Source organism: Streptomyces rhizosphaerihabitans (assembly GCF_025399795.1).
Taxonomy (GTDB): domain Bacteria; phylum Actinomycetota; class Actinomycetes; order Streptomycetales; family Streptomycetaceae; genus Streptomyces; species Streptomyces rhizosphaerihabitans.
The window spans coordinates 15,908-34,150 of sequence record NZ_JAODTZ010000074.1; the positions used below are offsets into that span (position 1 = coordinate 15,908).

18 protein-coding genes and 2 pseudogenes are annotated in these 18,243 nt (G+C 66.4%); 12 read left to right on the forward strand and 8 right to left on the reverse strand.

The genetic code is table 11. The features are described from left to right. Window positions 1–28 precede the first annotated feature (28 nt). Both N4G66_RS41040 and N4G66_RS41050 read right to left on the reverse strand, forming a co-directional pair. Window positions 29–391 (reverse strand): DUF1330 domain-containing protein, encoded by a 363-nt coding sequence (locus N4G66_RS41040; RefSeq protein ID WP_261709410.1) that lies wholly within the window; start codon window positions 389–391, stop codon window positions 29–31. Window positions 392–1,123: 732 nt separating this feature from the next. After that, window positions 1,124–1,573: a hypothetical protein gene (locus N4G66_RS41050; protein ID WP_261709411.1), complete on the reverse strand. Its 450-nt coding sequence runs from the start codon at window positions 1,571–1,573 to the stop codon at window positions 1,124–1,126. A gap of 390 nt (window positions 1,574–1,963) precedes the next feature. Between N4G66_RS41050 and N4G66_RS41055 the strand changes: the two genes are divergently transcribed. Then, window positions 1,964–2,710, forward strand: coding sequence for an MBL fold metallo-hydrolase (locus tag N4G66_RS41055; RefSeq protein WP_261709412.1), 747 nt, complete (start codon window positions 1,964–1,966; stop codon window positions 2,708–2,710). Between the two features lie 176 nt (window positions 2,711–2,886). Next, complete coding sequence (locus N4G66_RS41060) at window positions 2,887–3,402, forward strand: DinB family protein (protein ID WP_261709413.1); 516 nt, start codon at window positions 2,887–2,889, stop codon at window positions 3,400–3,402. Between the two features lie 15 nt (window positions 3,403–3,417). Here N4G66_RS41060 and N4G66_RS41065 read toward each other — a convergent pair. Then, window positions 3,418–3,639 (reverse strand): annotated as a pseudogene (locus N4G66_RS41065) (IS5/IS1182 family transposase); the annotation flags it as partial. Here N4G66_RS41065 and N4G66_RS41070 point away from each other — a divergent pair. Continuing rightward, window positions 3,633–4,267 (forward strand): annotated as a pseudogene (locus N4G66_RS41070) (tyrosine-type recombinase/integrase); the annotation flags it as partial. The pseudogenes N4G66_RS41065 and N4G66_RS41070 overlap by 7 nt on opposite strands. 339 nt (window positions 4,268–4,606) lie before the next feature. Here the strand turns inward: N4G66_RS41070 and N4G66_RS41075 are convergent. Continuing rightward, window positions 4,607–5,632, reverse strand: coding sequence for an alcohol dehydrogenase (locus tag N4G66_RS41075; RefSeq protein WP_261709414.1), 1,026 nt, complete (start codon window positions 5,630–5,632; stop codon window positions 4,607–4,609). 229 nt (window positions 5,633–5,861) lie between these two features. Between N4G66_RS41075 and N4G66_RS41080 the strand changes: the two genes are divergently transcribed. The 5 genes from N4G66_RS41080 to N4G66_RS41100 all read left to right on the forward strand — a co-directional run bounded on the left by N4G66_RS41080 (window position 5,862) and on the right by N4G66_RS41100 (window position 10,218). Next, window positions 5,862–6,410: a hypothetical protein gene (locus N4G66_RS41080; RefSeq protein ID WP_261709415.1), complete on the forward strand. Its 549-nt coding sequence runs from the start codon at window positions 5,862–5,864 to the stop codon at window positions 6,408–6,410. A 121-nt stretch (window positions 6,411–6,531) separates the two neighbouring features. Continuing rightward, the gene (locus tag N4G66_RS41085) at window positions 6,532–7,149 is read left to right on the forward strand and encodes a VOC family protein (RefSeq protein WP_315903752.1); all 618 of its coding nucleotides are present in this window, start codon (window positions 6,532–6,534) and stop codon (window positions 7,147–7,149) included. Window positions 7,150–7,219: 70 nt separating this feature from the next. Continuing rightward, window positions 7,220–8,884 (forward strand): FAD-dependent oxidoreductase, encoded by a 1,665-nt coding sequence (locus N4G66_RS41090; protein ID WP_261709416.1) that lies wholly within the window; start codon window positions 7,220–7,222, stop codon window positions 8,882–8,884. A 235-nt stretch (window positions 8,885–9,119) separates the two neighbouring features. Further along, the gene (locus N4G66_RS41095; protein ID WP_261709417.1) at window positions 9,120–9,542 is read left to right on the forward strand and encodes a hypothetical protein; all 423 of its coding nucleotides are present in this window, start codon (window positions 9,120–9,122) and stop codon (window positions 9,540–9,542) included. Window positions 9,543–9,618: 76 nt separating this feature from the next. Next, entirely contained in the window at window positions 9,619–10,218 is a 600-nt protein-coding gene (locus tag N4G66_RS41100; RefSeq protein ID WP_261709418.1) for a GOLPH3/VPS74 family protein, read from the forward strand. 18 nt (window positions 10,219–10,236) lie between these two features. Here the strand turns inward: N4G66_RS41100 and N4G66_RS41105 are convergent, their stop codons facing one another. Beyond that, on the reverse strand, window positions 10,237–10,530 hold the full coding sequence (locus N4G66_RS41105; protein WP_261709419.1) for a GNAT family N-acetyltransferase: 294 nt from the start codon (window positions 10,528–10,530) through the stop codon (window positions 10,237–10,239). 513 nt (window positions 10,531–11,043) lie between these two features. On the opposite strand from N4G66_RS41105, the gene N4G66_RS41110 reads away from it, so the two are divergent. Further along, window positions 11,044–11,337 (forward strand): hypothetical protein, encoded by a 294-nt coding sequence (locus N4G66_RS41110; protein WP_261709427.1) that lies wholly within the window; start codon window positions 11,044–11,046, stop codon window positions 11,335–11,337. Window positions 11,338–11,341: 4 nt separating this feature from the next. Beyond that, complete coding sequence (locus N4G66_RS41115; RefSeq protein ID WP_261709420.1) at window positions 11,342–12,451, forward strand: tyrosine-type recombinase/integrase; 1,110 nt, start codon at window positions 11,342–11,344, stop codon at window positions 12,449–12,451. 86 nt (window positions 12,452–12,537) lie between these two features. Here N4G66_RS41115 and N4G66_RS41120 read toward each other — a convergent pair whose 3' ends face one another. Then, window positions 12,538–13,242, reverse strand: a complete 705-nt coding sequence (locus N4G66_RS41120; RefSeq protein WP_261709421.1) for a hypothetical protein — start codon at window positions 13,240–13,242, stop codon at window positions 12,538–12,540. A gap of 684 nt (window positions 13,243–13,926) precedes the next feature. Beyond that, window positions 13,927–15,033, reverse strand: a complete 1,107-nt coding sequence (locus tag N4G66_RS41125) for a pentapeptide repeat-containing protein (protein WP_261709426.1) — start codon at window positions 15,031–15,033, stop codon at window positions 13,927–13,929. 769 nt (window positions 15,034–15,802) lie between these two features. Between N4G66_RS41125 and N4G66_RS41130 the strand changes: the two genes are divergently transcribed. After that, complete coding sequence (locus tag N4G66_RS41130) at window positions 15,803–15,976, forward strand: DUF6233 domain-containing protein (RefSeq protein ID WP_261709422.1); 174 nt, start codon at window positions 15,803–15,805, stop codon at window positions 15,974–15,976. Window positions 15,977–16,200: 224 nt separating this feature from the next. Here N4G66_RS41130 and N4G66_RS41135 read toward each other — a convergent pair whose 3' ends face one another. Beyond that, a complete protein-coding gene (locus tag N4G66_RS41135; protein WP_261709423.1) occupies window positions 16,201–17,031 on the reverse strand; it encodes a DUF4231 domain-containing protein in 831 nt (276 codons plus the stop codon). A gap of 458 nt (window positions 17,032–17,489) precedes the next feature. Here N4G66_RS41135 and N4G66_RS41140 point away from each other — a divergent pair, with 458 nt between their 5' ends. After that, window positions 17,490–17,987, forward strand: coding sequence for a hypothetical protein (locus tag N4G66_RS41140; RefSeq protein WP_261709424.1), 498 nt, complete (start codon window positions 17,490–17,492; stop codon window positions 17,985–17,987). Window positions 17,988–18,243: the final 256 nt, after the last annotated feature.

An 18,243-nucleotide genomic window follows, 5' to 3' on the forward strand; every position in this document is an offset into this window, starting at 1 on the left:
TTCAGGAGGCGGCTGCGGGGCTGCGGGGCTACGGGGTCGACTGGCTCGCGCGGCTTGCTTCTGCTCGCAACTTGCGAGCTCGCTCGGCCGGGTCGTAGTTCGGACCGACGCCCTCGATCAGCACCAAGTCGCCCTCCACGTGGTCGGTCCGCAGACTCAGGATGGCCCGGTAGGCGGAAGAGCCGTACCAGGCACGGGCTTCGGCCAGGCTGGGGAACTCGATCAGCACCATGCTGCCGGGCCACGTACCCTCTACGATTTCGACCGGCGGACCGTGGATGACGAAGCGGCCGGCGAAGGGGTCGAGGGTTGCCTGGATGCACTCCAGGTACTCGATGATGTCGGAGTGATTCCGGCGGCTGCGGAGATGAGCGAAGCCGTAAGCGGGCACCACGGGCTTCCTTTCGTTCCGGAGGCGTGAGCGATGACCAGAACGTAGCTGAGGGTGGTTGGGCAGTGCGATTACCCCGGGGGTAATTGCCAGGCGCCACATCGAGGACACGCACCAAGGCCGCCACCCGCCCCGCCGTTCCGCCTCGCACGGAATGAGTGCCAGAACCCCGCTGGCGCCTGCACAGCCAGTGGGGCCGGGCTGGAGACGACACACCACCTTCCTTTGGACATTCTCGATCTTGACGACGATGCCGTGGCTTTCGGCCGCGTCGGCATCGGCGGACGACTCTCCACACCGCCATGGCCAGGACGCTTCTTCCGGGGACCAGCCCGCTCGACCACAGCCGCGTTGTCCCGTCCAACTGGCGTCAGAGTGCGGTGAGCGAGCGCGTCGTGAAGGGACCGAATGGCGGTACTGGAACGGACCGACGCCTGGCTGTTCGTGGAACGATCGTGTCTGGAGTGGCGCCCAGGGACTGGCCCTGGACGGACTCTGGACGCTCACAGCCGGCGCGATCTCAGCCGGATGTCCGCCCGACCGGCGGCTCGTGCTGGGCAGCACAGAGCCGGCCGGACCGGCTGCCGACGACGTTCCGTCGAACCCACGGGATCTCCTGGAACGCCCGCCACCCCGACGTCCTCGCAGCCCAACGACGTGAACGAGCCCGCATCCGCAGTGAGAAAGGTGTCCGCTGGGGCGGGCGTCCCACCACGATGACGGCCTGAGCGACTACACCTGCTCCTGATACACCCTGATCCCGGTCGGCTTGAGTCTGTGGATCGTTGCCCAGGCTGCCCGCTCGGTCAGTCCTTGAGCCCACTCTTCGAGATCGTCTCCGGCATCGTGGAAGAACCACGAGTCGAAGCTTCCGAGGGCCTCCAGGGTGGGTGCGAGTCCGTATCTGAGCTCGCAGTGGACCTGTACGTAATGGTCGTGATCACCGTCGCTGCCGGAGATCTCGAACTGCCGGGCGAGGTCCAGCGTGAACGCCGGAGGACCGTCGAACGCGTGGGACCCGTACTGGAACAGAAGACCGTCAGCGTCGGGTGTGTCCGGGACATCGAACAGCCGTCGGCCGAATCGAAGGAAAGCAAGCCAGAGATCTTCCGTGACCAGATCGTCGGGCGCTCGCTGCCCTGACCCCAGTTCGCCCTCAAGCAGTCCCACGGCCTCGTCCATCGACAGTCTCCGCGTCACGCCCGCCCTCCTCGTCCAACCCCAGCCGGGCTCAGCGTACTGACCTCGGTGAACCTGCCCGGCCAGAGCACTGGCAACCTTCGCCACGGCGGAGGACGGAAGGCTCTTCTGCAGCGAAAAGGGTTGGTGCTGGTATGTCGGCAACGGCAAGCGAGCGCACAGGGCGCCACGACTCTGCGCCACCTGTCACAGCAACAAGCCCGCCAGCGCCCAGCCCCATTCGCAGCGTGACTGAACGCCTCCACGACCCGCGCGGAATGCGCATGTGAGTACGTTTCGGGGTACGCCCTCCGGTCGTGAATCCGGACTCGAAGGGCGTCGCAACTCGCTCCGGACGGAGGCACCTGACAAGGTGGACTGATGCTGAATCAGGTGGCCGACGGAGTCTGGGTCCGGCAGAGCGAGTGGGTCTGGAGCAATGCCATCGTGGTGCACGGGGAAGGCGGGTTGATCCTGGTCGATCCCGGCATCGACGGTTCCGATCTGAGCCAGCTCGCCGATGACGTGGACCGGCTCGGCATTCCGGTGGTCGCCGGCTTCTCCACGCATCCCCACTGGGACCACCTGCTCTGGCATTCCCGGTTCGGCGACGTGCCGCGCTACGCCACCCCCGACGGCGCCCAGACTGCCAGTGAAGCCCGAGAGCGGGCGCAGACGATGGCGGCGCAGAACGCGTCGGGCATCCCTCTCGAGCTGATCGGGCTCCTCACCCCGCTGCCCGCGGACGCGGGACTCTTGCCGGGCGAGATCGTCGAGCATCAGGCGCACGCGATCGGCCACGCCGCGGTTCTCCTCGCGGATCGTGGCGTCCTGCTCGCCGGCGACATGCTCTCCGACGTCCTGATCCCGCTCCTCGACCCTCGTCGCCCCGATCAGGTGGGCGCCTATGAGACGGCACTCGACCGGCTGGGTGAGGCTGCCCGGCACGTCGATGTCCTGGTCCCCGGCCACGGGGCCGTTGCAGAGGGTCCCGAGGTGGCGGCCCGCCTTGCCGCCGATCATGCGTACATCGACGCGCTGCGGCGAGGAGAGGAACCGGTCGACGCGCGTCTTGATCAAGACTGGCTCTCCGGCCCCCACCAGACGAACCTGAAGCAGGCCCGACACTCCTCCGGATGAACTTCGGCGTCATCGCGCTCCTCGTCGCCACCCGGTGAGCCTCCGATCGACGGCGACTACGATCTGTCCGGCGGATCTTGCCGAGCTCTCCCTGAGCACAGCCGGTGCTGTGGCACTTGACGGTGCTTCTGATCAATTGAGTCGACACCCGTTCCGAGCTGCGGGAAACTCCCGTAATGCTTCAACGAACAGACACGCCTCCCTCGTGGGACGAGCGTACGCAGCTGGCCACCTTCCTGGACTACGCCCGTGACACCGCGCGAGCCAAGTGTGAGGGCGTGTCCGCCGAAGACGCCCGCAAGGCCCCACTCCCGAGTTCACCGCTGATGACGTTGTGCGGGCTGATCAGCCATCTGCGGTGGGTCGAGTACCACTGGTTCCAAGTGATGTTCCTGGGCGAGGAGCCTGCGGGACCGCTCACCGAGGCGACCGACGACGATCCCGACCCCGAGATGCGGACAGCAGTCGACATCCCGCTGCCCCGGCTTCTCGCCGAGTACGAGGAGCAGAGTGCCCGCTACCGTCGCCTGGTGTCCGACCACGAGCTGAACTCGACGGCCAAGCGTCCCATCAGCGACGGCCGCCACGTCGATCTCCGCTGGGTGATCCTCCACCTCATTGAGGAGACGTCCCGCCACAACGGCCACCTCGACGTCGTGCGTGAGCTCGTCGACGGGCGGACCGGCGCCTGAGACCTGTCGTGCGGGTCACGAGCGGAGCCAGAGCCGGATCGAGGTGAGGGTGACGGTGCCGTGGAACACATAGGAGCGCTTGTCGAACCTGGTGGCCACGGCGCGGGAGTTCTTGAGCGCCAAGATGGTCCGTTCGACTTCGTTCCTGCGCTTGCAGATCGTCTTGTCGAAGCCGGCGGGCCGTCCGCCCTTGCTGCCGCGGCGTTTGCGGTTGGCCTGCTGGTTCTTTTCTCCTGGCAGCCGTCTCCTACGTGGGCGGATACCGGCGGGCCCGTGGTCGGCGCCTGGTGGGCCTCTTCGCTGCCATGTACTTCGGCGGACTCCGGCCGGCTGAAGCGATCGGCCTCGTCGAGACGGACCTGAACCTCCCCGAACAGGGCTGGGGATCGGCGCTGCTCCACCGAACTCGTCCGTCGGTCGGCAAGCAGTGGACCGACTCGGGGAAGACCCACGACGACCGCGGGCTCAAGAACCGACCGACCGAGGACGTCAGGCGGGTACCTGTCCCGCCTCACCTCGTAGCCATATTCCGCGAGCACCTGGCCACCTTCGGCACGGCAGACGACGGGCGTCTCTTCTTCAGCGAGAAGGGTTCGGTCGTTCCGTCCTCCACCTACTACCGCGTCCGGCAGGAGGCTCGGCTCCTCGCTCTGCCGCCGTGGCCTCGCCGCTCGCAAGCCGGCCGTACGACCTGCGGCACTCGGCGCTGTCTACGTGGCTCAACGCCGGCGTCGACCCCACCGAGGTCGCCGAGCGCGCCGGCAACAGCGTTGAGGTCCTGCTGACCCGCTACGCGAAGTGCCTCGACGGGCGGCAGGACGTCGCCAACAGGCGTATCGAGGACCTGCTTCGCGAGTACGAGTGACTGAGGGCACGATCCTGCGGTCACGCCTCCGTACCCACCGGCTTCCCAGCCGCCTTCGGCCTGTGCCACCGCCGCTGGTGCGCCCGTCGACGTGCCGACCGCGCATGCTGGCCGGGGCGCGTCGATACCTGGTTGCCGGTCCTGCCTTTGCCGCGAATGACAGGTTGCGAGCTCGCGGAAAACTGGTCATGGTCGCTAAAAGTGATCGATTGATCACGAAATGCGATCTGGAGAAGGCATGCCGCTGGACCGCCCGGTCGGTTGACCCAGTGGGCCCTGTCCAACTCCGGTGAGATCGCCCGCTGCTTGGCGTCCGCACCCGTCGATGGCCGGCCGGAGTCAGCCAGGTGTGAGCACCATCCGGAAGCGGGCGGCTCCGGAGAGCATCTTCTGGAAGGCCTCATCGGCGTGGTCCAGCGGTACGGCCTCGGTCATCGGCCGGATGCCATGCAGGACGCTGAAGGCCATGGTGTCTTCCACGTCCTGCGAGGTGCCGGACGGATGGCCGCGGACGACACGGCCGCTGAGAAGCAGCTGGACGGGGGTGATGCTCATCGGCGAGGGATCCGCTCCGATGATGACCAGCTCGCCTCGCGGTGTCAGGCCTTCCACGGTCGCACTGATGGCCTGGGAGTTTCCGGCAGTGGCCAGAACGGTCCTCGCCCCGCCGAGGGCCTGCAGCGCCTCCGCGACCGGGACGTCCGACGTGCTGTCGATGTAGTGGTGGGCGCCCAGTCGCTTGGCGAACTCCGCCTTCTCGGCGCCGCGGGCGATCCCTACGGTCTCGAAACCCATGGCGACCGCGTACTGGACTCCGAAGTGACCCAGGCCGCCCAGGCCAAGGACGGCGACGAGGTCTCCGGGTTCAGCGGGGCTGCGTCGCAATCCGTTGAACGTGGTCACACCGGCACACGCCATGGGCCCCGCGTCGGTTGCCGCGAGATCGTCAGGGATTCTGGCGAGCGCGTCGGCGGGCGCGATCATCTTGTCCGCGAAGCCTCCGTCGTAGGTCCAGCCCGGGACTTTCAGGCTTTCGCACACGATGAAGTCGCCTTGACGGCAGCGTGTGCAGTGGCCGCAGCTACCGCCGAACCAGCCGACCGCCACTCGGTCGCCCACCTGCCACCCCCGCTCGTGCACCCCGCCGCCCAGTTCCTCGATCCGCCCGGCGATCTCGTGTCCGGGCACCTCCGGGAACGAGACACCAGGTAGACGACCCTCGACAAAACTGGCGTCGCTGTGGCAGACACCGCACGCCTCCACGGCGATTCTCACGTGTCCGGGGCCGGGCTGCGGCACCTCTCGCTCGGCGATTTCGAAGGTGCCGCCCGGGGCGGTTACCTGCGCGACTCGGTAGCTGTTCATCGGTCCCTCCGGTGGACGTATGCAAGGGCCTGATACCAGGGCAACAGGTCTGCGGCGATCACGCGCGTCGAGCGCAGTCCTGGACGAGGCCGCCCGCGGACGTTCTCCTCGTGCGCGTGCGTCCTGGCCGCCGGATACTCGATGCGGGCTCAATGCCTCCCAACCGCGGTCCAGGCGGTGAAGAACATCGACCTTCCTTCCTGGCCCCGAGCGATGAGGAGACTGCGTCATGCGCTCCCAAAGGATTCCGCTGACTCCCCTCGAGGCGGTGACGGCCGGCCTGCTGGCCGGAGCGGTGGGAACGGTGTGCCTGGATGCCGTCCATTACCTGAAGTACCGTCGCGCAGGCGGGACGGACAGCCCGCTCGCCTGGGAATTCGCACCGGTCGAGAGCTGGGAGAAGGCCCCCGATCCCGGGCAGGTGGCAAAGCGGGTGATCGAGGGCTTCACTCAGCGCCGGCTTCCTGATGGTTCCGCCTGGCTCACGAGCACCATCGCTCACTGGACCTACGGATCGGCGGCCGGCGCGGCCTACGGCATCCTGGCCGGATCACTGCCCAGACCCTCCCCCGTACATGGCGTGTCTTTCGGTGCCGCGGTGTTCGCCGGTGACTACGTCGCCTTGCCGATCGCAGGGCTCTACAAGCCGATCTGGCAGTACGACGCCACGACCCTGGCCTGGGATCTCGGCGCGCACGTCGCCTACGGCACCGGCACCGCGATCGCGTTCTGGCTGCTCAGCCGACTCGGCACGGGCGCCGTCGGCCAGAGACCGTAAGCCGGCTGCCGCGCCCGGCGTGGACCGGGCCACCGTCGACCGGATTCCCGGGCGCGGCCCGCGTCCCGCCGTGCAAGTCTCGTCATGTCGGCATCTTGTACGAGCAGAGGAAGTGTCAGTCATGGACATGAAACTCGAAATCGTGGTGGTGCCGGTGTCCGACGTCGACCGGGCCAAGAGCTTCTACACGCGATTGGGCTGGAGGCTGGACGCGGACATCGCCCCGGACGAGAACTTCCGGGTGGTGCAGGTGACGCCGCCGGGCTCGCCGGCGTCGGTCATCTTCGGCACCTCGGTCACGTCCCAGACGCCGGGTTCGGCTCAGGGCCTGCAACTGATCGTGGACGACATCAACGCCGCATACGATGAGCTGAAACGGCTCGGCGCCGAGCCGAGCGAGGTGTTCCACGACGCCGGCGGCGTCTTCCACCACGCCGGAACGGACGCCCGGCTCCCGGGGCCGGATCCCCAGCGCACGAGCTACGGCTCGTTCCTGTCCTTCAGCGACCCGGACGGCAACGGCTGGCTCCTCCAGGAGATCACCACCCGGCTCCCGGGACGCCTCGACCCCGCGACCACGACGTACACCTCCGCGGAGGACCTGGCGAGCGCGCTGCGCCGCGCCGCGGCCGCGCACGGGGTGCATGAGGCACGCATCGGTGCGGAGGACCCGAACTGGCCGGACTGGTACGCCCAGTACATGGTGCGTGAGCAGGCCGGGACCGAACTGCCGTCGTGACCGCGTCTCCGTCGAAGTAGCACTCTCCTGACGGCCACGTTGTTCCCGCCCAGGCGGAAGAAGGCCCCCTATGGACAAGCCTGTGCGGGGGGAATCTGTGGAGCGAGCTCCGGCAGCGCGGCTGTCCGGGGACCAGCTCAAGAAGCTGGCGGCTCTCGGATCAGAGCATCCGGCACCCGTCGGCGAGGTTCTCTTTTCGGCAGGTGACGCGTCCTACGACTTCTTTGTCGTTCTGGAGGGGACCGCGGAGATCATCGATCGGCTCGGTCAGCCGGAAGAGCGGCTCGTCGCGTCATACGGCAAAGCGGAGTTCCTGGGTGAGATAGGCATGCTGACGGGCGAGCGCTCACGCTTCGCCGGCGTCATGAAGAGCCCGGGCCGACTGCTGAGGGTGCCGCTGGAGCAGATCCGGACGATCGTCGCGCAAGACAGTGATCTCAGCGAGCTCATCCTTCGGACATTCCTCGTACGACGGGCGAACCTGTTGAGAAGGGGTGCGGGTATCACCCTCATCGGTTCCCGCTATGACGAACGATGCCGAGTCCTGTTGCATTCGTTCTCACTCAGCAGGACGGCCGTGGAGTGGCTGGACCTGGAGGATCGGCCAGAGGCCGAGATGCTTTTGCGAAGGTTCAAGGTATCCCTGACAGACCTTCCCATCGTCCTCGTCCCCGGCCGGCCAATGCTGCGCAATCCACAGCCGGCCGACATTGCCGCAGAGTTCGGAGAATCGCCGCACGCAGTCGACGATCAGGAGATGTGCGACCTGCTCGTCGTCGGTGGCGGCCCGGGCGGTCTGGCGGCCGCGGTCTACGGCGCATCCGAGGGACTGACGACCGCCCTCATCGACGCGGACGCCTTTGGCGGTCAAGCCGCTACATCATCGAGAATTGAGAACTACCTAGGATTCCCGGCTGGTCTGCCCGGTGCCGAATTGGCGGCCCGAGGGACCATCCAGGCGGCAAAATTCGGAGTGCGGCTTCATCGGAACGCCCGCGCGGCGGCCTTCACCAGCGAGGACGGTATCCACACCGTCACCTGCGACGACGGCCGGGCATTCAGCGCTCGCGACGTCATCATCGCCACCGGTGCCAACCACCGGCGCCTGGCCGTGCCCGGCATCGAAGCCTGGGAGAGCACCGGCGTCTACTACGCCGCCACGGTTGTCGAGGCGACGTACTCGCGCGGGCGACCTGTGGCAGTGATCGGCGGCGCGAATTCGGCAGGTCAGGCGGCACTGTTCCTGGCCCGGACGTCTGATCCGGTGTACCTCGTGGTCCGCGGAGACGACCTTGATCGTTCGATGTCCCGCTACCTGATCGACGCGATCGCCGCCGACCCGAGGATCCATGTGCGGGTACACACGGAGGTGGTCGGTATTTCCGCCGGCTCCGAGGTGACAGGGCTTGATGTCGTGGACCGGACGAGCCGACGCCGCTCCGCACTGACGGTCAGTGCCGTCTTCGTGTTCATCGGTGTCACGCCCTGCACGGACTGGCTCGACGGGCGGCCGGCGATGGATCCCGACGGCTTCCTGCTGACCGGGCAGGACGTCGCCCTCCCTGCGGGGCATCGCATGCCGCTGCACTTTGAAACCAGCGTGCCCGGGGTGTTCTGCGTCGGTGACGCGCGAAGTGGAAGCGTGAAACGAGTCGCCGCCGCGGTTGGGGAGGGTTCCGCAGCGGTGCGGCTCATCTTCGACCGACGCAGAATCGATGGGGCGGAAGTCCTGTGACAGCCGGCGTGGGGCTTGATCGGTGGCTGTCCGGTACCTGCCGGTGCACACTGCCGGGCGCAGGTGCATTCTGAAAGGTGAGCGTCCCGGTCAGTGAGCCTGCCCAGCAGGCCCTTACGAGGCCTCAGCAGGGCCGGGTCCGCGAACCAGCGTCGGCGAAGCGAGCCAGGCACCCGCGAGGTGCGTACCGGTGGCCGCCGACGGACAAGGGTCATCTCGAATCAGGGAGTAGGTCATGCCGTCCCTACACTTCCATGTGAACTCCTCGATGAGCCCAGGGGAGGTGATGGGCGTGCTGACGAACTTCAGCCCCTCCCGCGTCGACGAGTGGCCCTCCATCGATGCCGAGCACTTCCAGGTCCACGAGCGGGGTGATACCTGGGCGGAGGTGACCGAGGGCAACGACAAGTCGTGGGAGCGTGCGCGCTACGAATGGGACCCCTCGGCGAACAGGGTCACGGTCACCACTCGGGACTCGGTGCCCTTCGGCTCGGGGGGCTGGCAGTTCCAGATGACTCCCACGGATGACGGGACCCGTGTCGACGTCAGACTCGAACGGCACCCCGACTCGTTCACATCAAAGATGAAGTCCTCGATCATTCCCTTCGCCGGTCCGGTGTTCCGCAAGTCCTTCAAGGAACCCCTGCACACCGTGTAGTCGCGAGGAGGTCGCCGACGACCGGGCGTGGTCGGTGGGGACGCACCGTTGTCGATGTCTCCGAGGGGAGCCGTTCATGACCACGGCGAAAGATCTGTTCATCATCGCCATGGACCTGAAGCATCCCGTGGGGCAGGGCGACCTGTCCCTCGCGCTCGCGGGAGCCGAGCTGATCGATCTCATCGGTGCGGGGGCGGTCGCCGTGGACGCCGACCACATCGTGCCGGGTGGACCGCCGCCGCTGGGCGATCGAATCCTGGGCGAGGCTGCGGCAGGTCTCACGCGGCAGGCACCGTACGAGCGGATCGAGGACTGGCTGTGGCGCCGGGGCCGAGACCTCTCGGCCGCATACCAGGCCGACCTGGAGGAGAACGGTGAGCTGAAGCCGCAGCGAAGCAGCCGGTTGTCCTTCGGCTCGGAAAGCCTGGAACCGGTCGATACGCCTGCGCGCCGCCGTGCGGTCGACCGCTGGGAAGAGCAGGAACCCGTCCTGACCGCCCTCGTCGCAGTCCTGAGCATCGACGACGAACCATCCGACGACGAGACCGGCCTCGATGACGAGGCCGTGACGATGGTGGTGGCCGCCGTCCACGACGCGGTGATGGAGCTGGAGGCGGTACGGCAGCGGCGGACCATCGAGAACGCGGCCTTCGCCAACCTCTGGCGCGGACCATGAGCCGGGCATGGCCACCGGTCAGGCCCCGGACAGGGTGACGCAGGCGTACAGGCGTAGGGGGCTCATGCCGTGGCGGGTCTTCATGGGCTCGTTGCTGCGGCCGCCCTCCACCCAGCGCTTGCGCCACTCGATGGCCGTTCGGATTTCCGTGGCCCACAGAAGGTAGTTGGGGCTGAAGCCGTCGAGGGTGGCGTGGCTGGTGCCGCCTGCCCACATGTGCAGGCGCTCGTCGTCCAGGAGGACGACCGCGGCGGCCAGCATCAGGTCACCGCGGTCGACGCGGACCACACGGGCGTTGTCGCCCAGGGCCATGACGAAGTCGGCTGAGCGTTCTCACCAAAGGTTGGGCGGAAAGCTGCTTCTCACCGCAGGTTGAGCGCGTGCCATCGCGGCCCGTGCCGAGGCCGGTGTCGGCCGACGAGGGCCTGTAGAGGTCCGGGAAGTACCGGATTTGCCGGTAGGACTCAGCGCTCTCTGGAGGGTCGGTGTAGCCCGCGCACGGCACCGGAATCCCGCAAGAGGCGGTCAACGCCCGCACTACGATGCGCGGATGAGCGAGCTGGCGGCGGACGTACGGCGCACCCTGCACCAGCGCGGACCGCTGCGCCGCGCGCTGCTGGACACCTCCGTGTAGCGGGCACCCGGCGGCTGGCCCTCGTTCGTCGCCGGGGCACGGGCAGGGAACTTGCGGTGCCTGATCCCGGTTCACGTGTGGGAAGAGGTTCCGCGGGTGCTGGCCGACCGATACCACGAGGGGCGGCCGGTTCGACCTAGGCGCGGGCACTGGACCTGTGGCAGTCCCGGTACGCGCCCGTCCTGTACGTCGTGGACGCCGTCAGCCTGCCGATGACCCCGAAGGCTCAGGATCTCGGCAGACGGGACGCCTCCGATGTACCCGTGCTGCTGGCCGGGGTGATCACCCCGGCGGTCATCATCGGGACCGACGCGGATCTCGTTCTTCAGGTCCAGGTGGCGCTGGGTGAGCGCGTTGCGGGGGACATCGGCCTCGGTGGCCAGGGCAACGATGGTCAGGGCGCTGTTCGAGCGTTTTGGGGTGCCGACCTGGACTTCGATCGACTGCTGGGACACCGGGGCGGGATGCGGGCTCCGGCAGGGTGAGATCGTGGGTCTCGCTGAGGACGCGCTCGATTTCGATGCTCTGGCGACGGTCGTTCCCCTCCTCGTCAAACCGGGGCGGGGGCGGCCCACTTCCGAACTGCTGCGGCGGGCGCTGCGCTTGTATGTTCTGCCGGTCAACCGCCGGGAGCGGGAGCGGCCGGAGGAGATCGTGGCGGCCGTGCGGTGGATCGACAAGGCCTCGCTTCCCGTGGGGGAGTTGCAAGAGATCGCCCGTGTTCATGGGCTGATCGACGGGTTGGGGCGGAGGCTGGACGGCAAGCCTGCGGCGACCCAGACGTATCGGCGTCGGAGGGCGGTGGTCTTCAACGCGCTTGAGTATGCAGTGGAGTTGGAGTGCCTAACGTCCAACCCGATGAGCCGGGTGCGCCGTAAGCGGGGCAAGCGTGCGGTGCAGGAGGTTGACCGGCGGGTGGTGGTCAACCGTCGGCAGGCTCGGGAGCTACTGACCGCGCTCACCTACGTGGGTGGCTACGACCGTGCGAGCGGCCGGCGGCTCCGGGCGTTCTTCGGATGCCTGTACTACGCGGCCATGCGACCGGGGGAGGCACTCGGGCTCCGCCGCTCCGACTGCACGCTTCCGGCGTCGGGCTGGGGACGTATCGAGCTGGCGGGGACGCGCCCCACTGCTGGGAAGGCGTGGACGGACTCGGGGGAGGCGCACGATCGGCGCGGCCTGAAGCAGCGGGCTCACGGGGAAGTGCGCATCGTGCCGATTCCGCCTCCACTGGTGCGGCTGCTCCGGGAGCACCTGAAGGAGTTCGGTACGGCCGCCGACGGCAGGCTGTTCTCCAGCGAGCGGGGCAATGTGATCGCGGCCTCGTCGTACTCGCGGGCGTGGAAACGGGCTCGGGAACTGGCGCTCGTCCCGCACCAGGTGTCTTCGGTGCTGGCCTTCCGTCCGTACGACCTCCGTCACGCGGGCGTCTCCCAGTGGCTCAACTCCGGTGTACCCGCCCCGGAGGTAGCAGCCCGTGCCGGTCACTCGGTCGACGTCTTGCTGAAGATCTACGCCAAGTGCATCGACGGCCAGGAGCAAGAGATGAACGAGCGAATCCTGAAGGGCCTGGGAGAGGAGGACGACACCGAAGACTGACTGGCACAGCCCACACGCCCTTCACGCGAGCCTCGGAGAGATCCGGGGCTTCGTCGTGTCGCAGGCGTGTCGGACTCTCGCGAGGCTTACTGGCCCCGCTCCGCGGGAACTGCGGGCAGACCCGCGGCGCCGGTCAAGGTGGCGGGCTCTAGGAGTCCCGCCACTACAGCTTGGATAATGACGTCGTTGGCTATCCGCTCGCTCCCCACCCCGGCGATGTAGAGCCGGAAAGGCACTACCAGCATGAGAGCCCACCAAGGGGAGTACAGACAACTGAGCGTGGCTGCGAGACCTATGAGGGAGTAGGCGACGTTCTTGCGGAACTCTGCCTCTCCCACGGCTCGGTCGTACTCGTTGAACAAGTCGTAGTTGGCGATCAGTAGTTTGATGCGAAGCTGCCTGGTCTCGCCAAGAACGTCACGTGCCACAAGGTTGACCAGACCACGTTCGCCCTGCGCACGTCGAGGATCTCTGGTTTCTCCTGGTTTCGGCACCAGCACTCGCCCTTGCTCCTGCAGGAATCGGACCAGGTCATCGAACGCGAGCTTCGACACGCGTGGCGTGAGGGCCATCTGAATGTTCCTGAGCCTCGCCGACTTCCGTGCTTCCTGCACATTCACAGTGGCAACTCGGACCATCAACATCGCGCCGATGAGGTATGCGGCAAAAGCTGCGGACGCCAGCAATGCGGCAGGGCCCATCAAACCGCCGAGACGATACAGCGACGCCCACACACCATGTGCTTGCTCCCGGGTCGGGACCCGATGCTCCACGATCAGCCAGAGTGTCAAGAGCCAGATACATCCCGCCGACAGTGGTGCCCGGACGTCACGAAGGCCAGGCAGTAGGTTCGCCAGCATCTCTCCTCCTTGATCCAACGTGCTGGCCGCATGGGGCAGCAGGGCCCTGGCTGAGTCCTGAGTGGCCGAGCCTGAGGCGCCTGCTGACAGCGGTGGTTGCGTCAAACGGGCGTGGGGCTAGTCGTGCGCACCCGTGAGGTCTCGCATTGCGGGACCTCACGGGTGGCCAGCGTGAAGGCTGAAGACGGGCCGCGTGGCCACATGCCCGGGATCTTCACTTGAACGCGGTCAGACGGAGAGACTTGGCCGCCTGCGCAGAGACGGGACAAGGAGACGGCAAACGGCCCTTGACCTGCCGGAAGGGCCGCCAAGATCATTACGTCGTCATTACGTGATCACTGGCAAACGGCTGCTTCCGGCCGCATCTGGCTGCACATACGCGAAGACCCCGGCCTCAGCGTTTCCGCTGGTAACGGGGTCTTTGGGCACCTCATAAGGGTGCCCCCGGCAGGATTCGAACCTGCGCACACGGCTCCGGAGGCCCCTTGGGACCCGGGCAACGCAGCAAGTCACGGCGCTGCACGTGACAGATCCGGCGGGACGAGTCCACGGATAGTCCACGACTGGCTAAGCATCGCTTTGGAGTTCGATCAACGGCTAGATCTCCAACCAAGATCAGTCCGGGGAGGACGACGGTGGTAGTCCGCGCGCCCCGTGGGTCTTGGCTCTGGTGAGCTTGGCTCCGGTGAGCCGTGCCCCTCGCAGGTCGGCGTTGGTGAGGTTTGCTCCGGTCAGGTTCACACCACGCAGGTCAGCGTCTGTTAGGTCGGCGCCGCTCAGGTCGGCGTTCGCCAGATTCGCGCTGTTCGTGACGGCGCCAGAGGTGATCTTGGATTGTAGGGACTTGTCAGCTGTGCTGAGTTTCGCGCCGTGTAGCTTCGCCCCGGTCAGGGACGCGCCCTGCAGGTTGGCATCAACCAGAATCGCCCCGGTCAGGTTCGTTCCTTGAAGGCTTGCACCTGTGATATCCGCGTCCCAGAGAACAGCATTGGTGAGATTGGACGATTCGGTGCCGACTGGCGCATCCGGTCTTCGCCCCAACTCGGCCTCGTGCAAGTTCGTGCTGCTGAGGTCTGCACCAGTCAGGTTCGTCTCAACAAGTCCCGCGCCGGTCAGGTCTGCTCCGTCCAGTTGGGCATTGGTGAGGTTCGCGCGCAGGAATGTCGCTCCGCTCATGTTGGCCTCGTCGGCGAACGCGTTGCGCAGATCTACTCCCGCAAACACTGCATTCCGCAGGTCTGCACCATCCATGATCGCGTAGCTGAATGAGGAACGCGTGCTGGGAAGTTCGCCGCCCTTGGAGATTTTTGCGATGTCCTTGACGTCCCAGGTGAATAGCAGCAGGCCCCGCAGGTCCGTTCGGTTCCAGTCGAGCTGCGCACCTCCGTCGTGGCCAGATGGGCGGCGGGCCAGCACATTCATCACGGCCGCCACATCAGTGGACGGGCGGCGTTTGAGCGCCACCGCAGAGTCCTTAGGCTCCTTCGCGAAGCCGCTGGCCGGTACGGGTGCGTGGCTTCGCATGTACGCCGACAGGACCGAGATGATCCTGGGCTGATCGCGAGGCGAGTCCTGCATGATGCGCTCCAACGCGTAGATCCCCCCGAAGCGCACATCCAACGATGGCGACCCCAGGTTGGTGATCGCGTCGTTGAACCGGCTGGTGAGCTGTCCCTGTTCGGCGACCCGTACTTCCCGCCAGGTGAACAGCAGCGCCAACACTGCGGCCAAGCCAGGCAAGGTGGCCACTGTGAGCCCTAGCCATTGAGCCCGGCCCAAGCCGCCGGCATCCTGCGCGCCCGCACCGCGGCTGCGGCGCCGTTGTCCGACCGCGCGCCTGTGCGCGATCCGGCTCAGTCTTCCACGGCCTGTATTGCTCCTCACCTGGTCCATGGCAACCGACAGACACCGAAACGAGCTGACGCCACACTGGCGAGGCACCCGATCGCCAGGGTCATCCGCAAGCTTCGCGGCGTCGCCCAGCACGAGCCCGTACACCGGTCGCCTTTGAGAGGCGCGACAGCACGCTCGGGCTCACCGCTGACCTGCAGCTGGGACGATCACCTCCCCGAGTAGGTGATCTCCGGCGAGTTCGAGGCCCAGGGACACCCCAGCAATAATCACTGTGAAGCATGCGGTTTGGTCGACGGCGGGCATTCTCGATGCGGTCCCGCCTGAGCCTCAGCCGACGACAGTCAGCCACGGCAGCGGGCGCGCCGACCGACCACGCACGCGTGTGCCTCGCTGCACCCCCGCCGGCCTCAGCCACGCTGCCAATGCCGTCGATCAGAGCGACCCACGACGGCCGACCCGCCACGACGCCGCCTGAGCCATCAGCTTGGGAAGCTAAGGGTATCTGGGGCTTGTTCCGGGGCTGACCTGCGGCGGGGCAGCGTCGGGGCCTGACGGGCGGTCAACTGGTTCCCCGTGATTCCCCGCACGATCTGGCACGCGTCTGGCACGGACGTAACGATGTTCGTCGACCGGGTTCATGATCGAGCAGTGGCGAACTCCGATGGGGCCGCTGGAGGCCGCGGTGCACCTGGATGACTGCACGGTGATCAACTGCACGACGCATCCAGTGAGTGCGCAGGACGCACGGCTGGCGTTGACGGAGGCGTGTGCCTTCTGCCGCCCGGACACTGAGCTGGGGATCCTCGAATGACGGGCCGGAATGCGGGGCCGTACATCCCGGATGATCCTTAAGGCATATCCGGACCGATCCGTGTGATCGTGCATCCGCCGTCGCCTTCGGGCGGCTGGCGCGTGCGCGTGGACGGCGAGATCCTCGGCCTGGCGCACAACGTGGTGGACCTCGCCGAGTTCCTCCGCCGAAGGGTGCATCCACGCGCGACATGATCCCATTACCGCAATCGTGGGAGGGTAAATTTAGGGGGCTGCACTCCCGTTCTGCCTATTGGAGTGGCCTTGCTGTGCCTCGGGTGGCTGCTCTAGTTGCAGCTCTTTCTTTCGCTGCTCCTCTTTGATGCGCTCAACTTCCTCAGCGAAGTAACTCGCAGCCTCTTCAGGGTTCAGGTTGCGATAGCGGCGAATGCCAAGATCGAAAGCCTGCATTTCGAGATCAATGGAATCTGCTGTCTGTTGCAGATTCATGCTTCGCTCGCGGAACTTGAAGTAAGAGATAATTCCTGCCGAAATGCTCACGATTGCGCTGAGGGCTACCGCTGTCCAGCTCCATACACCTTGCTCTGCTGACGCCGTGGTGGCAACGGACGTGAGGATTGAGCCGATGATCACCGAGATCTGAAACCAATTGTGACGATTCCGATACTTATTTGCCCCACGTCGATAGTCGTCACGGAGAGATGGAACGGATTCGTGGTATCTGCGGAATGCGTTTGAAAGTGACTGCTCTGGCTGGTCAGGCTTCGAGTGCAGAAACTCTCGCTCCGCGATGAGCTTCCGAAGGTTCATGCGGGATTGAAGGAGCTCTTCTCTATTACTGAACCAGTAAATGGGTGCACCGATCACGGAAAGCGTGAGGGGTATCCCAATCGCCGCATTAAGGAAACCGCGCCCTGACCCTGGCCTGGAGAAGTCGATCAGCAGATTTCCGGCAAGAATTCCTGCGCTGAGCAGTGGTATTAGGCCGAACAGCCAGAGGCGAGTCAGTCTCCTTTGAAAGAGCTTCTGATCAACCTCTGACTCGGCCTCGATGATCTTCTGTTCTATAGCGAGCAGCGAGGTCGACACGCCCATGATCACCCCCGGCGAGTCAGGTTAGCAGCGGCGTAAGGTCGGCGGGGTCTGAAGGGGTGAGTCAAGCGCTGCCGCACGAGCCGGGGGCGACCCCGGACTGCGCGTGGCGGCCGGCGTGGTCTGCGCGGCTGGCGAAGAATCTGACGGCTATCCGTTGAGCTTGGCAAGGTCCATCTTTAGCAAGCTGGCCCACTGAGCACTGCCTTGTAAGCCTGGTGGTCAGGGTCGTCGAGGGTGTGCAGGTCAAGTCAGGATTGAGGAGTCCCCAGCTCAGCAGGTCATGTCGACTGCGATGAACCGTCGTTGACCGTGGCTGACCGCCCGATGTGGCACGGCTGTGGCACGGGCGTGAACGACAACGGCCCGTGCGGCTTGCCCTCCGGGCGTAACTGCTCAAGATCGAGACCGGCGGGCCATCCCGTACCGGTGCTGTCCGTCCCGGCTGGCACACTGCCACCATGGACACCACGCCCGAGCAAATAAGCTCCCGGACAGCCGCCGCATGGACGGTCGCGCTCGCGGTCCTCGGAGGATTCACCGGCTTCGCCTGGGGCGGACCGTTCCTCGCCGTCACCTGCGGCCTTTCCGTGGGAGGCGGCGCCGCCGTGGGCACGGCCCTGTCCCGCCGGCGCATCGTCGCAACCATTCGGGAAGGCCAGGGGAAGGCCGCCGCGCTCGGGTACGCCGACGGCATCGCGGACATGATGGTGCTGGGGATATCCGCATACAGGGCCTCCGTCTTTCCGCTGTCCGGCCCCGACGCAGTAGACGCCGCCGAGCGCATGGCGCGCCGCAAGGCCGCCTACCAACTCACGGCCGCCGACGGGCTTCCCCATCAGATTCGTGAGGCCGCGGCCGCCGCTCTCGGAGCGATTGACGAGGGGCGTGACCGCGACACCCAGTCCGCCATCGAGGACCTTATGAGGGCCGTCCAGGAGCAGCGCCGCGGCACCTGACTGAGGGGCCCTGCGCTTCTAGGACAGCAGTGTTGAGGGTTCTCCTTATGCCGCTGCGTGCAACTCCTCGCGTAAGTGGCACGACGGCCACAAACGACGGAAACGACAGACGCCCAGATCGCCGGTTTCACACCGGCTGACCTGGGCCTTGTTCGTGTCCTGAGACTGGTGGGCGCCGACGGTTTCGAACCGCCGACATCCGCCTTGTAAGTTCGCTCCGACTCGGCCTTGGCTGGGCCCAGCTGTACGCGCAGGG

Bases quoted from the DNA above. Each gene is read 5' to 3' on its own strand.
- N4G66_RS41090 (WP_261709416.1), top strand. From the start codon at position 7,220: ATGGACAAGCCTGTGCGGGGGGAATCTGTGGAGCGAGCTCCGGCAGCG.
- N4G66_RS41080 (WP_261709415.1), top strand. From the start codon at position 5,862: ATGCGCTCCCAAAGGATTCCGCTGACTCCCCTCGAGGCGGTGACGGCC.
- N4G66_RS41060 (WP_261709413.1), top strand. From the start codon at position 2,887: ATGCTTCAACGAACAGACACGCCTCCCTCGTGGGACGAGCGTACGCAG.
- N4G66_RS41135 (WP_261709423.1), bottom strand. From the start codon at position 17,031: ATGGGCGTGTCGACCTCGCTGCTCGCTATAGAACAGAAGATCATCGAG.
- N4G66_RS41085 (WP_315903752.1), top strand. From the start codon at position 6,532: ATGGACATGAAACTCGAAATCGTGGTGGTGCCGGTGTCCGACGTCGAC.
- N4G66_RS41130 (WP_261709422.1), top strand. From the start codon at position 15,803: ATGATCGAGCAGTGGCGAACTCCGATGGGGCCGCTGGAGGCCGCGGTG.
- N4G66_RS41100 (WP_261709418.1), top strand. From the start codon at position 9,619: ATGACCACGGCGAAAGATCTGTTCATCATCGCCATGGACCTGAAGCAT.
- N4G66_RS41105 (WP_261709419.1), bottom strand. From the start codon at position 10,530: ATGGCCCTGGGCGACAACGCCCGTGTGGTCCGCGTCGACCGCGGTGAC.
- N4G66_RS41095 (WP_261709417.1), top strand. From the start codon at position 9,120: ATGCCGTCCCTACACTTCCATGTGAACTCCTCGATGAGCCCAGGGGAG.
- N4G66_RS41050 (WP_261709411.1), bottom strand. From the start codon at position 1,573: ATGGACGAGGCCGTGGGACTGCTTGAGGGCGAACTGGGGTCAGGGCAG.
- N4G66_RS41075 (WP_261709414.1), bottom strand. From the start codon at position 5,632: ATGAACAGCTACCGAGTCGCGCAGGTAACCGCCCCGGGCGGCACCTTC.
- N4G66_RS41140 (WP_261709424.1), top strand. From the start codon at position 17,490: ATGGACACCACGCCCGAGCAAATAAGCTCCCGGACAGCCGCCGCATGG.